Origin of the sequence: Pseudomonas sp. GD03903, from assembly GCF_029840045.1 — a bacterium.
Taxonomy (GTDB): Bacteria; Pseudomonadota; Gammaproteobacteria; order Pseudomonadales; family Pseudomonadaceae; genus Pseudomonas; species Pseudomonas pseudonitroreducens.
In genome coordinates this window covers 251,953-266,225 of record NZ_JAOCBT010000009.1, presented here as the reverse complement: position 1 = coordinate 266,225, position 14,273 = coordinate 251,953, and the positions used below count along the sequence as shown (strand labels likewise).

Sequence of the window (14,273 nt, the reverse complement as noted above, 5' to 3'; positions counted from 1 at the left end):
GAGCGCGCGGCCAGAGCTGGCAGCGCGCCGCTAACGCAACTCTTTAGCAACGCACTTCGGCATTGCTGCGGGTGTAGAAGAACCAGGTCAGCGCGATACACAGCCCATAGAACACGATGAACCCGTAGAGAGCCCATTCCGGGCCCCCGGTGAGGTCGAACGAACTGCCGAACGATTTCGGAATGAAGAAGCCGCCGTAGGCCGCCACCGCCGAGATGAAGCCCACCGCGGCGGCGGACTCCTTCTCGCTCTGCAGCCCCTGCTGCTCGGCAGGCAGGCTGGGGAACAGGCGCGGCGTCATGGTGCGGAAGATCGCCGGGATCATCTGCGTGGTGCTGGCATTGCCCACGCCGGAGAAGAAGAACAGCAGCAGGAACATCACCAGGAAGCCCCAGAACGCCCCGGGCTGGTCCTTGCCGGCGATGAAGAACAGCACGCCGCCGACGCACGCGGCCATGGCGACGAACACCCAGAGGCTGATTCGTCCGCCACCGAAGCGGTCCGCCAGGCCACCGGTGAAGGCGCGGGCGAGGGCGCCGATCAGTGGGCCGAGGAAGGCGAACTTGAGCACGTCGACACCGGGGAACAGGTGCCCGGCGAGCAGCGGGAAACCGGCGGAGAAGCCGATGAAGCTGCCGAAGGTGCCGGTATAGAGCACGCTCATCAGCCAGGTGTGCTTGCGCTTGAAGATCGCCATCTGGTCGGCGAACGAGGACTTGGCGCTGGCGATGTCGTTCATGCCGAACCAGGCGGCGATGGTCGCGACGATGATGAACGGTACCCAGATGAACCCGGCGTTTTGCAGCCACAGCGGCGTGCCGCTGCTGGTGGTTTGCGGCTCGCCGCCGAGGCCGCCGAACACCGCGAAGGTGATGCACAGCGGTACGGCAAACTGCATGACGCTCACGCCCAGGTTGCCCAGCCCGGCGTTCAGGCCCATGGCGGCGCCCTTGGCCTGTTTGGGGAAGAAGAACGAGATGTTCGCCATGCTCGAGGAGAAGTTGCCGCCCCCCAGGCCGCAGAGCAGCGCGAGGATCAGCATCACCAGGTAGGAGGTGTTGGGGTTCTGCACGGCAAAGCCGATCCACAGCGCCGGCACCAGCAGCGAGGCGGTGGACAGCGCCGTCCAGCGCCGGCCGCCGAAGATCGGCACCATGAAGCTGTAGAAAATGCGCAGGGTAGCCCCGGACAGGCCGGGCAGGGCGGCCAGCCAGAACAGCTGGTTGGCGCTGTAGTTGAAGCCGGCCAGCGGCAGCTTGGCCACCACCACCGACCAGACCATCCAGATGGCGAAGGCCAGCAGCAGGCAGGGAATCGAGATCCACAGGTTGCGGGTGGCGATGCGCTTGCCGGTCTGTTCCCAGAAGGTCGGGTCTTCCGGATGCCATTCGCGCAGCACAAAGCTGCTCGGCGTGGACAGCTCCGGCAGGTCGCGGGAAGGATTGCTCTGCGCCCATTCCACGCGCTCGGCCATGCGGATCGAATAGTGCATCCAGGCCAGCGCGCCGGCGGCGATCAGGAACAGCAGCATGAAGCAGCTTTGCCAGATGCCGACCACGTCGTTGAGCATGCCGAAGGTCAGCGGCAGGAGGAAGCCGCCCAGCCCGCCCATCATCCCCACCAGCCCGCCGACCACGCCGACGTGTTGCGGATAGTAGGTGGGGATGTGCTTGAACACCGCCGCCTTGCCCAGGGACATGAAGAAGCCCAGCACGATGATGATCGCGGCGAAGCCGATCAGCCCCAGGTGCATGGCGAACTCCACTTCGCCGCGCACGCCGGTGACGACATAGCGGGTGGGTGGATAGCTGAGCAGGAAGGTGCAGATCACCGACAGGCTCAACGTCCAGTACATCACCCGGCGCGCGCCGTAGCGGTCGGACAGCCAGCCGCCGAGGATGCGGAACAGCGAGGCCGGCACGGTGTACAGCGCGGCGACGAAACCGGCGGCGGCCAGCCCCAGGCCGTACACCTCCATCAGGTAGTGCGGCAGCCACAGCGCCAGCGCGACGAAGGCACCGAAGACGAAGAAGTAGTAGAGCGAGAAGCGCCACACGCGTAGCTCGGCCAGCGGCGCGAGTTGTTCCGCCAGCGGGATGGCCTTGGCCTGGCGGGTCGCGGCCTGCGGGTCGGTCTTGGCCAGCAGGATGAACAGGATGCCCATGGCCCCGAGCACCAGCGCATAGACCAGCGCGGCGCCGCGCCAGCCCAGGGCCAGCATCAGCAGCGGGGCGGCGAGGTTGGTCAGGCCCGCGCCGACGTTACCGGCGCCGAAGATGCCCAGCGCGGTGCCCTGCTGGCCGGGCTCGAACCAGGTGGCGGTGTAGGCGGTGCCGACGATGAAGCCGCCGCCGGCCAGGCCGACGCCGAGCGCGGCGACCAGCAGCATGGGGAAGCTGTTGGCGAAGGTCAGCAGGTAGACGCAGACGGCCGAGACCAGCATCAGCAGGCCGAACACCCAGCGGCCACCGTAGCGGTCGGTCCACAGGCCGAGGAAGATGCGCGAGATCGAGCCGGTCAGTACCGGCGTCGCCATCAGCAGGCCGAGCTGGGTATCGCTGAGGTCGAATTCGTTCTTGATCTGCAGGCCGAGGATGGAGAACAGCGTCCAGACGGCGAAGCACAGGGTAAAGGCCAGGGTCGACAGGCCGAGCGCGCGATAGCGGTCGCCGGCTGGATTTGAAGTAGCCATTCTGCACGCAGTCCCTTGAAGGTACCGTCAGCAACGGTTTGTTCCATCCAGCCGTAACCACGCCGGGTCAGGTCAGTTAACGCCTGCGCTCGCTCGCGTTGTCATTAGCCGAATCACGGTAAGGCATAGGGTGTTTCTGGTTGTCTTGGCACTCAGCGGTGCTGTAGCGGCTCAGCCTAGACGCAGATCAGGCGGATTACCAAAACGCGGCGGCATCTTGTGGTGAACGTGCAGGACTTTGCTTTTCGGTGTATGGAAAAGTAAATAACGATGGCCATTGGTTTGCCATTGCGCGGCAGGCAGCAGATCGCCAATCGGCAAGCGTTGTAGGAGTGCAGGGATTTTTCCTGCGCAGCTGAACTTCTTGATCCCGCGCAGGAGGCGCGTAACGTGAGCGGAGTATCGTGCGGCGGCGACTCGCAGCGACAGACTGCCAGCGCCTCAGGAGCCCGTGTCATGCCCGAATCGATGAGTTTCAACCGCGCGCTGGTGGAGAAGTACGACCGTCCCGGCCCGCGCTATACCTCTTATCCCACCGCGCCGCAGTTCCATGGCGCCTTCGCCGCCGACGACTATCGCGCGGCCGCCCAGCGCAGCAACCATCGCGGCAACGAGAGCGCGGCCAAGCCGCTCTCGGTGTACATCCATATCCCGTTCTGCAAGAGCCTCTGCTACTACTGCGCGTGCAACAAGATCATTACCCAGAAGACCCACCGCGCCGTGGAGTACCTGGAGTACCTCAAGCGCGAGATCGCCATGCAGGCGGCCCTGTTCGACGGCACGCGCAAGCTCACCCAGCTGCACCTGGGCGGCGGCACGCCGACCTACCTGACCAGCGAGCAGCTCAGCGAGGTGATGGGCAGCCTGCGCGAGCACTTCAACCTCGACGAGAGCGACGCCCACGAGTTTTCCATCGAAGTCGATCCGCGCACCATCAGCCGCGAGCGCATCGCCGAGTTGCGCGCGCAGGGCTTCAATCGCCTGAGCTTCGGCGTGCAGGATTTCGACGAGAAGGTGCAGGAAGCGGTCAACCGCGTGCAGAGCGAGCAACAGGTCTTCGACCTGGTGCAGGCAGCCCGCGAGGCGAAGTTCAAGTCGGTCTCCGTGGACCTGATCTACGGCCTGCCGCTGCAGACCGTGGCCAGCTTCGACACCACCCTCGGCAAGATCATCGCCTTGCGCCCCGATCGCATCGCCGCCTACAGCTATGCCCACCTGCCCGAGCGGGTTCGCGCGCAACGGCTGATCCGCCGCGAAGACATGCCGCCGCCGGAGCGCAAGCTCGAATTGCTGGAGCTGACCATCCGCCGCCTGACCGCGGCGGGCTACGTCTATATCGGCATGGACCACTTCGCCCTGCCCGACGACGAGCTCAGCGTGGCGCGCAGCAACGGCACCCTGCAGCGCAACTTCCAGGGCTACTCGACCCACGCCGACTGCGATCTGATCGCCCTCGGCGTGTCGTCCATCAGCAAGGTCGGCGACACCTACGGGCAGAACGTGAAGGAGCTGTCGCAGTACTACGCGCGGATCGACCAAGGCCTGCTGCCGGTGCATCGGGGCTACCAGCTGACCGACGACGACCGCCTGCGCCGCGAGGTGATCAGCGCGCTGATGTGCCATGGCCGGGTGGACTACGCAGCGCTGGAGCAGCGCCACGGCATTCGCTTCCGCGACTACTTCGAGAGCTCGCTGCGGCAACTCCAGGAACAGGTCGGCGATGGCCTGGTCGAGCTGCGCGACGATGCGCTGGTACTGCTGCCGCAGGGCCAGTTGATTATGCGCAGCGTGGCCATGGCCTTCGATGCCTACCTGGGCGGCGGGCAGCAGGAGCGCTACTCGCGCACCATCTGATTGCCACGGCGCAACGATAACGGCCCACCAGGAAGGTGGGCCGTTGTTTTTTCAGCGTTCAGCGGCGATCCACCCACACCGTCTGCGCGTTGCAGAACTCGCGCACGCCGAAGTGCGACAGCTCGCGGCCGAAGCCGCTCTTCTTCACGCCACCGAAACCGACACGGGCATCGCTGGCGCTGTAGCCGTTGATGAACACGCCGCCGACATCCAGTTCGGCGGTCATCTGCCGGGCACGGGCGAGGTCGGCGGTGAACACCGTGGCGGTCAGGCCGAAATCACTGTCATTGGCCAGTTCCAGCGCATGCCGGGCATCCTTCGCACGGATGATCGAGGCCACCGGGCCGAACAGTTCCTCGCGGAAGGAGGTCATTGCCGGCGTCACGTCCGCCAGCACGGTGGGCTGGTAGAAGTTGCCTACGCCGTCGACCTTGCCGCCGCCCAGCAGCAGGCTGGCGCCTTCGGCCAGGGTACGTTGCACCTGGTCGTCCAGTTCGTCACGCAGGTCGAAGCGGGCCATGGGGCCGACGTAGGTCTGCACCTGGGTCGGGTCGCCCATCACCAGTTCACGGGTGGCGGCAACGAAGCGTTCGGTGAAGGCGTCGGCGATGCTGTCCTCGATGATGAAGCGCTTGGCCGCCGCGCAGACCTGCCCGGAGTTCTGGAAGCGCCCGGCAACGGCGGCCTTGACCGCCATATCGAGGTCGGCGTCGGCGAGCACGATGAAGGCGTCCGAGCCGCCCAGTTCCAGCACGCACTTCTTCAGCGCAGCGCCGGCCTGGGCGCCGATGGCCGAGCCGGCGCGCACGCTGCCGGTCACGGTGACGGCGGCGATGCGCTCGTCGCGGATGGCCTGGGAGACCAGGTCGTTGCCGACGTTGATCACCTCGAACACGCCCGCCGGGAAGTCTGCCTGCTGGAACGCCTGCAGCATCCGGTAGGCGCTGCCCATGACGTTCGGCGCGTGCTTGAGCACATAGGTGTTGCCCGCCAGCAGGGCCGGCACGGCGCCGCGCAGCACCTGCCAGATCGGGAAGTTCCACGGCATCACCGCGAGGATCGGGCCCAGCGGGCGGTACTCGATCCAGGCGCGCTCGTGCTCCACGCTGGTCGGTTCCGGGGCGAGCATCTGCGGGCCGTTGGCGGCGTACCAGTCGCACAGGCCGGCGCACTTTTCCACTTCGCCGCGGGCCTGGACGATGGGCTTGCCCATCTCCGCGGTAATGCTCGCGGCGAGCTCCTCGGCGTTGGCGCGCAGGGCCTGGCCGAGGCGCACCAGGGCGGCGGCACGTTGCTCCAGCGGGGTGCGCCTCCAGGTCGCGTAGCCCTGTGTCGCACGGGCCAGGGACTGCTCCAGCGTGGCGGCGGTTTCGAACGCGTAGCTGTCGATCACCTCGCCGGTGGCGGGGTTGCGGGAGATCGCGTGGGTCTGCGGGGTGATGCTCATGGCTCGCTCCTGGACGGTGGAATGGGAGGGGAGTGAGGCCAGTGTCGCGTTGAACCATGCTTATGAAAACTGAATAATAATGACGATTACGCTCTCGTTTGGAGAATGAAATGGACCTGGTCCAGCTGGAAATCTTCTGCGCCGTGGCTGCCCACAAGAGTATTGCCGCCGCCGCCCAGGCCATGCACCGCGTGCCGTCCAACCTGACCACGCGGATCAAGCAACTGGAAGCGGACCTGGACGCCGAGCTGTTCATCCGCGAGAACAACCGCCTGCGCCTGTCGCTGGCCGGGCACGACTTCCTCGTCTATGCCACGCGCATCCTCGGCCTGGTGGACGAGGCGCGGGTGGTGGTCTCGGGCAAGGAACCCAGCGGGCGCTTCCCCATCGGTTCGCTGGAGAGCACGGCGGCGGTGCGCATCCCGCGCTTGCTGGCGCACTACCACCAGCAGTACCCCAGAGTGGAGCTGGACCTGTCCACCGGACCTTCGGGCGAGATGATCGACGGAGTGATCGCCGGCGAATTGATTGCCGCGTTCGTCGACGGGCCGATCAGGCACCCGGCGCTGGAGGGCGTGCCGGTATTCGACGAGGACATGCTGGTGGTCGCGCCGTCGCACCATGCGCCGATCCGCCGTGGCCGCGATGCCGATGGCGAGATGATCTACGTGTTCCGCGACAACTGCTCCTACCGCCACCATTTCGAACGCTGGTTCGCCGCCGACGGCGCTGCCCCCGGCGCCATCCGCGAGTTGGAGTCCTACCACAGCATGCTCGCCTGCGTGAGCGCCGGCGGCGGCCTGGCGGTGATGCCGCGCAGCATGCTGAGCAACATGCCCGGCAGCGCCTCGGTGAGTGCCTGGCCCATGGGCGGCGACTTCGCCCGCCTGAATACCTGGCTGATCTGGCGCAGCGATTCGCGTTCGCGCTCGCTGGAACTGTTCCGCCAACTGGTCGATGAACAGGCGGCGCTGCTCGACATGGCCGGAATCCCCGCCGCCCAGCTCTAGTGCCGGGGCTGCTGGGTGAAGGTCCGGCGGGTGTCCACCGGGCCGATGCGCTCCAGGGTCCGGCGGCCCAGCAGCAGGGGGTAGAGCATGTCCTTGCGGTCGCGCAGGGAGAACTCCTCGACCAGCATCTGCTGGCCGATGCCCACCTGCATGGTCACCACCGGGCGGTGATCGACTCCACCCGCGCCACGCAGCCTTACCCGGCGCACCAGCGGGCGTTCGAACTCCTGGCTGAAGGGCTCGCCGGTTTCGCGGCTCCTGCCGACCATGCGAAACCTGACCCATTGCTGTGAGCCGCGGCGAAAGTAGCGAATGTCCCGCGCGTCCATGGAGGAGGTGAGGGCGCCGGTATCGAGCTTGGCCTTCAGCGCGATGGCGCCAGGGTAGATGCGGACTTCCTCGATCCAGCCGGTCACCGGGCGTTGCTCGGAGCGGGCTTTCAGCGAGGCCACGAACGTCAGGACCAGCATGGCGAGCGAAAGGGAATTCAACTCCATGGCCATTCTCCGGAGGTCGGGCGGCGGACGACTCGATAGTTGAGCCCGGAAAGTTATGGCGGCGTTAAATACTTGTCAGCGGAATGTATCGCTGGTGGCTGATAGCCATTATTGCCGACGAGTGGATGCCCTGAGGGGCGATCGAGGGACATCGCAGCGCCTTCGCTGGTCTTTCGGGCTCCTGCACCGGCCGCTTTGCCGCAACACCCGCGTGACGCCCGTGGTGTGCCTGGCCTGGGCCAGTGGCGCTAGGCGCTGGCCGAGGCCTGGTAGCTGCTCGGCACCACGCCGAGACGGCGGCGGAACATGCTGGAGAAGGCGCTCGGGCTGTCGTAGCCCAGCTCCAGCGCCACCCGGGTGACCGGCTGGCCCGCCGCGAGCCGGGTGACGGCGGCCAGCAGGCAGGCCTGCTGGCGCCAGGCGCCGAAGGAGAGGCCGGTCTGCTGGCGGAACAGGCGGCTGAAGGTGCGCGTGCTGCAATGCAGCTCGGCGGCCCAGAGGTCCGCCGTGACCGCGATCTGCGGGGTGCGCAGGAATTCCCGGCACAGTTCTGCCAGGCGCGGGTGCGCCGGCAGCGGGGCGAACAGCGGCAGGCTTGGCGCCTGGCGCAGCTCGTGGAGCAGCAGGCGGATCAGGTCGCCGTCGCGGCCGCCCTCGTCGTGCAGTGCCGACACTTCGACGCTGGCCAGCAGCAGCTGATGCAGCAGCGGCGAGACGCTCAGCGCCTGGCACAGCCGGGTGTCGCGCACCGGCAGCAGCGGGTCGATGTACAGGCTGCGCGTGCTGACCCCGCGCATCAGCACCCGGTGCTGCTTGCCGGCGGGAATCCACACGCCGCTGTAGGGCGGGATCACCCAGGCGCCGTCCTCGGTTTCCACCTCCATCAGTCCGCTCATGCCGTAGAGGAACTGCGCGCGACGGTGGGAGTGGGGCTTGAGCAAGGTGCCGAGCGGATAGTCGGTGCCGATCGCCAATACGGCGCGGTCGACGTCATCGACGCTGGCGAGGGGAATGTTGAGCATGGCGACGGATCTGGCTGGTTCGCGATGATTATTCTTCAATCGGCGTGAAATGGCCAATAGCCCGAGGTCGACCGGGGCGACGCGCGTTGCGCAAAGGAAATTGCCGTAGGATCAGCCGGACACGACTTGCCAGGAGGCGACTATGGGTATCCGAGGAAACGACCGTCAGATCGACAACATCGAGTTCAACGTCAGCGACATCGCGCGCAGCAAGGCCTTCTACGGCAGCGCCTTCGGCTGGCGTTTCACCGACTACGGCCCCACCTACAGCGAATTCAGCGACGGGCGCCTCACCGGTGGCTTCACCACGGGCGAGCCGGTACGTCCCGGCGGCCCGCTGGTGATCCTCTACGCCGAAGACCTGGAACAGACCCAGGCGCGCCTGGAGGCTGCCGGCGCCAACATCAGCCGCGCGACCTTCGCCTTCCCCGGCGGCCGGCGCTTCCACTTCATCGATCCGGACGGCTACGAGCTGGCGGTGTGGTCGGCGGACTGAGCCCGGACCTGCTCGATGTAGCGCCGCACCAGCGGCGACTTCTCGAAGCGTCGGTGCAGCAGCGACAGCCAGGAGCGCGGCGTGCAGTCGGCCAGTGGGCGGTAGTTCACCTGTGGCAGCTGCACCCGGCGTACCACCGACTCCGGGACGATGGCGATGCCCCGGCCAAGGGATACCAGCGCGATCACCGCGACCAGGCTGCCCGGCTGCTGGCCCAGGCGCGGGGAAAAGCCGCCGGCGCTGGCGACTTCCAGGGTGCCGGAAATCTGCTCGGGGAGGATGAAGGTTTCCTCGCTCAGCCGTGCGGCGCGAATCTCCGGCAGCTCGTTGAGGCGCGAGGCAGCGGGCAGGGCGAGGACGAAGCCTTCCTCCTGAAGCGCTATGGCTTGCAGTTCTTCCGGCAGGTTCATCGGTGAACGCACGTAGGCGAGGTCGAGCGCGCCGTCGCGCACCTGCGCCGGCAGTTGCGCCATGGGCGCTTCGCTGATGTCCAGATCCACGGCCGGCAGGGCGCGGGTGAACTGCTCGACATGCTGTTGCAGCACGCCGGAATAGGCCGCCGAGGCCACGTAGCCCAGGCGCAGATGCCCGGTTTCGCCCCGGGCGGCGCGCTGCGCACCCAGTTGCGCCGCATCGAACTGGCGCACCGCCAGTTCGGCTTCGCTCAGCAGGGCTTCACCAGCGGCAGTCAGGCGCACCTCGCGCTGGCTGCGCTGGAACAGCAGCACGCCCAGTTCCTTCTCCATGTCCTGGATCTGTCGGCTCAGGGTCGGCGGGGCGATGCCCAGTTGCTCGGCCGCGCGGGTGAAGTGGCCGTGGCGGGCAACGCTGAGGAAGTAGCGGAAATGACGGATTTCCATGTTTGTTAGTCGCTGGCTAATGACGAAGGCCGCCGTGGCTAACAAGCCCGGCGCGCGCGGGCGTTACCGTGGGGGCAACACTACAAGGCTGGCGCGGCGAGGGCAAAACCCGGCGTGTCGGCCCGCGCTGGAAGCCCTGCCATGTCCGACCCTGCCAATCGCCCACGAGCCTCTGCCCGCTTCACCCTGCTGACCGCCTCGGCGGTGTGCGCGCTGATCATCCTCGACACCAATATCGTCGCTGTTTCGCTGCCGAGCATCGCCCGCGACCTGTCCGGCTCCTTCGCCGACATCGAGTGGGTGGTCAGCGCCTACCTGCTGGCCTTCGCCGCCTGCCTGCTGCCCGCCGGCAGCCTGGCCGACCGCTTCGGCCGGCGGCGCATGCTGCTGCTCGGGCTGGTGCTGTTCGGCGCGGCCTCACTGGCTTGCGGGGCGGCGCCGAGCCTGTTGTTCCTGGACATTGCCCGTGCGGCCAAGGGCGTCGGTGCGGCGCTGCTGCTGACCTCGGCGCTGGCCGCCATCGGCCACCGCTTCCACGAGCCCGAAGAGCGTCTGCGGGCCTGGGCCTTCTGGGGCGCGTGCATGGGCGCCACCATCACCTTCGCGCCGCTGCTGGGCGGGGTGATCTCCGCGACGCTGGGCTGGCGCTGGATCTTCTACCTGAACCTGCCGCTGGTGGTGTTGCTGGGCGCCATGGTGCTGCGCAGCGTCGAGGAATCCCGCGACAGTGCCGCCGCGCGGCTTGACCCACTGGGCAGCCTGACCTTTGCCGGTGGCCTGGGTTACCTGATCTGGGCGCTGATCGACGCCAACCGCGTCGGCTGGGACAGCCCGCCGACCCTCGCGCGCCTGCTGCTCGGCGGCGGCCTGCTGGGCCTCTTCGTGATGGTGGAGCGCAGCCAGGCGCGGCCGATGGTCGACCTGCGGCTGATGCGCAGCGGGCGCTTCATCGGCGCCTTGCTCGGCATGTTCGCCTACGCCGCCTGCGCCCAGGTGATGATGACGCTGCTGCCGCTGTACCTGCAGAACGGCCTGCAACTGTCCGCGGTGGCGGCGGGTGCGGGGATGCTGCCCTTCGCCCTGTCGATGTTGCTGACGCCGCGCTGGGGCATGCGCCTGAGCGCGCGTTTCAGCCCGGCGCAGGTCTTTGCAGCCGGGCTGGTACTGGTGGGCATGGGCAATCTGCTCTGCGCGCTGGCAGCCGGGCAGGGTGGTTACCTGGCCTTCGCCCTGGCCAGCCTGGTGCTGGGTGCCGGAGCGGGGCTGCTCAATGGCGATACGCAGAAGAACATCATGGCCTGCGTACCCCGCGAGCGTACCGGCATGGCCTCGGGCCTGAGCACCACCACGCGCTTCGCCGCCATCGTGCTGGCCATCGGCATTCTCGGTGGCGTGCTGTCCGCACGCAGCGCCCAATTGCTGCGAGATGTGCTGGCAACGGCGGCGCCCGCGCAACTGGACAAGGCTGCCGAGATGGCGACCCGTGCAGCGGCTGGCGACTTCAATGCCGCGCTTGCGGTGGTGGACCCGGCACTGCGCGATGTGCTCGCGCCTACTGTGCGCCAGGCCTTCATCGGCGGGTTCGAGAGTGTGCTGCTGGTGGCGGGCATCGCCGCCCTGGTGCTCGCCGTGCTGGTGGGCACGCTGCTCGATCGGCCGATGCCGGTCCATGAGCCGGTGCCGGCCTGAAACGGCCGTTTGTCCGCTACCCGGCGGCAGGGCGGGGGTTGCCGGAACTGTCATTCGCCCGGCCGGGTCAGCAATCAGGGAGAGGGCGCGTTGTGCGCCTCGTCGCTGCCATCCAGCGCTGACGGGCCGGCCACGGCCAGGGGGAGAACCGCATGCAGCAGTCAGTCGAGCCGGAGTTCATGGCTCCCAGTGAATACCTGACTTCCAGAGGCATCGCCGTGCTGATGTCGCCGCGTTACATCGCCCCCGGCAAAGTGGCTGAGGTGCTGCTGTCGCTGGCCAAGGTGCCGGCCGGCGTGTCGCCGCTGGACGTGGTGGTCGGCCCGTGGGAATCCCACGAAGAGGCGTTCCAGGCGTCCCATGATGCGGCCGAGCGCTGGGTCCGGCACCTCGAAGGCGCCTGATCGCCGGGCCGAAGTCATCAGCAATGGCGCTGGCGGTCGGCCTCGGTGATCGGGCGGATGACCCGTGCCGGATTGCCCGCTGCCAGCACGCCTTCGGGGATGTCGCGAGTCACCACGGCGCCGGCGCCGATCACGCTGTTCGCGCCGATGCTCACGCCGGGCAGGATGTTCACCCCCGCGCCGATCCACACGTTGTCGCCAATGCTCACCGGGTGCGCGTACTCCAGGCCCTGGTTGCGGCGCTCGGCGTCCAGTGGGTGGCCGGCGGTGTAGATACCGACGTTGGGCGCGATGAACACGTCATTGCCAATGCTGACCTTCGCGCCATCGAGGATCACCAGGTTGACGTTGGCGTAGAAGCGCGCGCCGATCTTGATGTTGAAGCCGTAGTCGCAGTGCAGCGGGCCTTCGATGACGAAACCCTCGCCAATGCTGCCAAACAGCCCTGTGAGAATCGCCTCGCGGCGCGCCCGGTCGTCCGGGTGGCTGTGGTTGAAGTCGAAGAGTCTCGCCTTGGCCTCGGCGCGCTGGCGCAGCACCTGCGGGTCGTGGTTGGCGTCGTAGAGCAGCCCGGCGGCAGCTTTTTCCAGCTCGTTCATCTGGGTTGATTCCTGGCGGCCTGGAAGGTCTTCGACGCGCAGCGAGTGCGCCGGTTCCCATGCTGATGAATGCCACGCGGGCCTCTGCGTCGGCAGGTCAAAGGTGTGCGTCGCTGGTTTGTAGTGAATGCTACAAAAAATACGTATTGAAAGTTTCTGAAGCGCATTATACAAATATCGCCACAACAAGAGGCGCACGCATGCTCACACTCAAGGATCGCCTGAACACCCCGGAAGTCGAGCTCACCAAGGCCGAGCGCAAAGTCCTCCGCGCGTTGCTCGACGACTACCCGCGCAGCGGCCTCGGGCCGATGTCGCGCCTCGCGCGCCAGGCCGGCGTCAGCGATCCGAGCATCCTGCGCCTGGTGAAGAAACTCGGCTTCAGCGGCTACAGCGACTTCCAGAATGCCCTGATGGCCGAGGTGGATGACCGCCTGCGCTCGCCGCGCACCCTGCTCGCCGGGCGCCGAGAAGGCATGAGCCGCGACGACGTCTGGTCCAATTATCTCAGCGACGCCAGCGAAGGCATCCAGCGCACCCTGGCCCTGACCCAGGCCGACGACGTGCGCCTGCTCGGCGACTGGCTGCTCGACCCCAAGCTGCGCGTGCTTTGCCACGGCGGCCGCTTCAGCCGCTTCCTCGCCGGTTACCTGGTGGCGCACCTGCGCATGCTGCGCAGCGGCTGCCTGCTGCTGGACGACGGCGCCGCACTGCCCGACCAGTTGGGCGACATCGACCGCCAGACGCTGGTGGTGGTGTTCGACTACCGCCGCTACCAGGCCCAGGCGCTGGGCGTGACCCGTGCGGCCAAGGCCCGTGGCGCACGGGTAGTGCTGTTCACCGACATCTACGACTCGCCGCTGCGCGAGTTCGCCGACCTGATCATCAGCGCCCCGGTGGAGTCCCCGTCGCCCTTCGACACCCTGGTGCCGACCATGGCCCAGGTCGAAGCGCTGATTGCCAGCCTGGTAGCGCGCATGGACGGCCAGCTCGACGAACGCCTGGAAGGCATCGACCACCTGAGAGCTGCCTTCGGCAGCCATATCCTCGAGGAATGACCGTGTTCAGCTTGCCCCATCAATCGCCCCGTGACCTGCCGTTCACCCGCGGCCAGACCGCCATCCTGTTCGTCGACATGCAGAACGCCTGGGTCATTCCCGGCCGCGATGCGCATGTCGATCCGCAGACGCACCGCTACTTCTACGAGCGCGTCGAGGCAAGCGTGATACCCAATCAGCAACGCCTGCTGGCGGCCATGCGCGAGGTGGGCGGGGAAGTGCTGCACACCATTATCGAGAGCCTCACCGCCGATGGCCGCGACCGCTCGCTGGACCACAAGCTCTCCGACATGCACCTGCCCAAGGGCAGCCCGGATGCCCAGGTGATCGACGCCCTGGCGCCGCGGGAAAACGAGATCGTCCTGCCGAAGACGTCCTCGGGCGTCTTCAACTCCACCGCCATCGACTACGTGCTGCGCAACCTCAACACCCGCCACCTGATCATCTGCGGCGTGGTAACCGACCAGTGCGTGGACATGGCCGTACGCGACGCCGCCGACCGTGGCTACCTCGTCACCCTGGTCGAAGACGCCTGCGCCACCCACACCGCCGAACGCCACCAGGCCTGCCTGGAAGCGATCAAGGGCTACTGCTGGATCGCCGACACCGACAGCGTGCTGGCCCGCATCGCCGCGCTGGCCTGAG

The 14,273-nt window shown here is 67.2% G+C and carries 13 protein-coding genes; 7 read left to right on the top strand and 6 right to left on the bottom strand.

Going from position 1 to position 14,273, the window contains the following annotated elements; translation table 11 throughout:
- Window positions 1–43: 43 nt before the first annotated feature.
- Window positions 44–2,692 (bottom strand): NarK family nitrate/nitrite MFS transporter, encoded by a 2,649-nt coding sequence (locus N5C91_RS17005; RefSeq protein WP_279830739.1) that lies wholly within the window; start codon window positions 2,690–2,692, stop codon window positions 44–46.
- A 456-nt stretch (window positions 2,693–3,148) separates the two neighbouring features.
- On the opposite strand from N5C91_RS17005, the gene hemN reads away from it, so the two are divergent.
- Window positions 3,149–4,546, top strand: a complete 1,398-nt coding sequence (gene hemN / locus N5C91_RS17000; protein WP_279830737.1) for an oxygen-independent coproporphyrinogen III oxidase — start codon at window positions 3,149–3,151, stop codon at window positions 4,544–4,546.
- Window positions 4,547–4,604: 58 nt separating this feature from the next.
- Here hemN and N5C91_RS16995 read toward each other — a convergent pair whose 3' ends face one another.
- The gene (locus tag N5C91_RS16995; protein WP_279830735.1) at window positions 4,605–5,993 is read right to left on the bottom strand and encodes an aldehyde dehydrogenase family protein; all 1,389 of its coding nucleotides are present in this window, start codon (window positions 5,991–5,993) and stop codon (window positions 4,605–4,607) included.
- Window positions 5,994–6,103: 110 nt separating this feature from the next.
- Between N5C91_RS16995 and N5C91_RS16990 the strand changes: the two genes are divergently transcribed.
- The gene (locus tag N5C91_RS16990) at window positions 6,104–7,003 is read left to right on the top strand and encodes a LysR family transcriptional regulator (protein WP_236175250.1); all 900 of its coding nucleotides are present in this window, start codon (window positions 6,104–6,106) and stop codon (window positions 7,001–7,003) included.
- Here the strand turns inward: N5C91_RS16990 and N5C91_RS16985 are convergent.
- Window positions 7,000–7,500, bottom strand: a complete 501-nt coding sequence (locus tag N5C91_RS16985) for a RimK/LysX family protein (protein ID WP_236175251.1) — start codon at window positions 7,498–7,500, stop codon at window positions 7,000–7,002. The two genes, N5C91_RS16990 and N5C91_RS16985, sit on opposite strands and share 4 nt — an antisense overlap.
- 248 nt (window positions 7,501–7,748) lie before the next feature.
- A complete protein-coding gene (locus tag N5C91_RS16980; RefSeq protein ID WP_279830731.1) occupies window positions 7,749–8,522 on the bottom strand; it encodes a helix-turn-helix transcriptional regulator in 774 nt (257 codons plus the stop codon).
- Window positions 8,523–8,664: 142 nt separating this feature from the next.
- Between N5C91_RS16980 and N5C91_RS16975 the strand changes: the two genes are divergently transcribed.
- Window positions 8,665–9,018 (top strand): VOC family protein, encoded by a 354-nt coding sequence (locus N5C91_RS16975; RefSeq protein WP_279830729.1) that lies wholly within the window; start codon window positions 8,665–8,667, stop codon window positions 9,016–9,018.
- Here N5C91_RS16975 and N5C91_RS16970 read toward each other — a convergent pair.
- A complete protein-coding gene (locus tag N5C91_RS16970; RefSeq protein ID WP_279830728.1) occupies window positions 8,988–9,878 on the bottom strand; it encodes a LysR family transcriptional regulator in 891 nt (296 codons plus the stop codon). The genes N5C91_RS16975 and N5C91_RS16970 overlap by 31 nt on opposite strands.
- Window positions 9,879–10,019: 141 nt before the next feature.
- Between N5C91_RS16970 and N5C91_RS16965 the strand changes: the two genes are divergently transcribed.
- Both N5C91_RS16965 and N5C91_RS16960 read left to right on the top strand, forming a co-directional pair.
- On the top strand, window positions 10,020–11,567 hold the full coding sequence (locus N5C91_RS16965) for an MFS transporter (protein ID WP_279830727.1): 1,548 nt from the start codon (window positions 10,020–10,022) through the stop codon (window positions 11,565–11,567).
- A 152-nt stretch (window positions 11,568–11,719) separates the two neighbouring features.
- The gene (locus tag N5C91_RS16960) at window positions 11,720–11,971 is read left to right on the top strand and encodes a hypothetical protein (protein ID WP_279830725.1); all 252 of its coding nucleotides are present in this window, start codon (window positions 11,720–11,722) and stop codon (window positions 11,969–11,971) included.
- A 17-nt stretch (window positions 11,972–11,988) separates the two neighbouring features.
- Here the strand turns inward: N5C91_RS16960 and N5C91_RS16955 are convergent, their stop codons facing one another.
- Entirely contained in the window at window positions 11,989–12,570 is a 582-nt protein-coding gene (locus N5C91_RS16955; protein ID WP_279830723.1) for a sugar O-acetyltransferase, read from the bottom strand.
- Window positions 12,571–12,770: 200 nt separating this feature from the next.
- Between N5C91_RS16955 and N5C91_RS16950 the strand changes: the two genes are divergently transcribed.
- A complete protein-coding gene (locus N5C91_RS16950; RefSeq protein ID WP_236175258.1) occupies window positions 12,771–13,628 on the top strand; it encodes a MurR/RpiR family transcriptional regulator in 858 nt (285 codons plus the stop codon).
- A gap of 2 nt (window positions 13,629–13,630) precedes the next feature.
- A complete protein-coding gene (locus N5C91_RS16945) occupies window positions 13,631–14,272 on the top strand; it encodes a cysteine hydrolase (protein ID WP_279830719.1) in 642 nt (213 codons plus the stop codon).
- Window position 14,273: the final 1 nt, after the last annotated feature.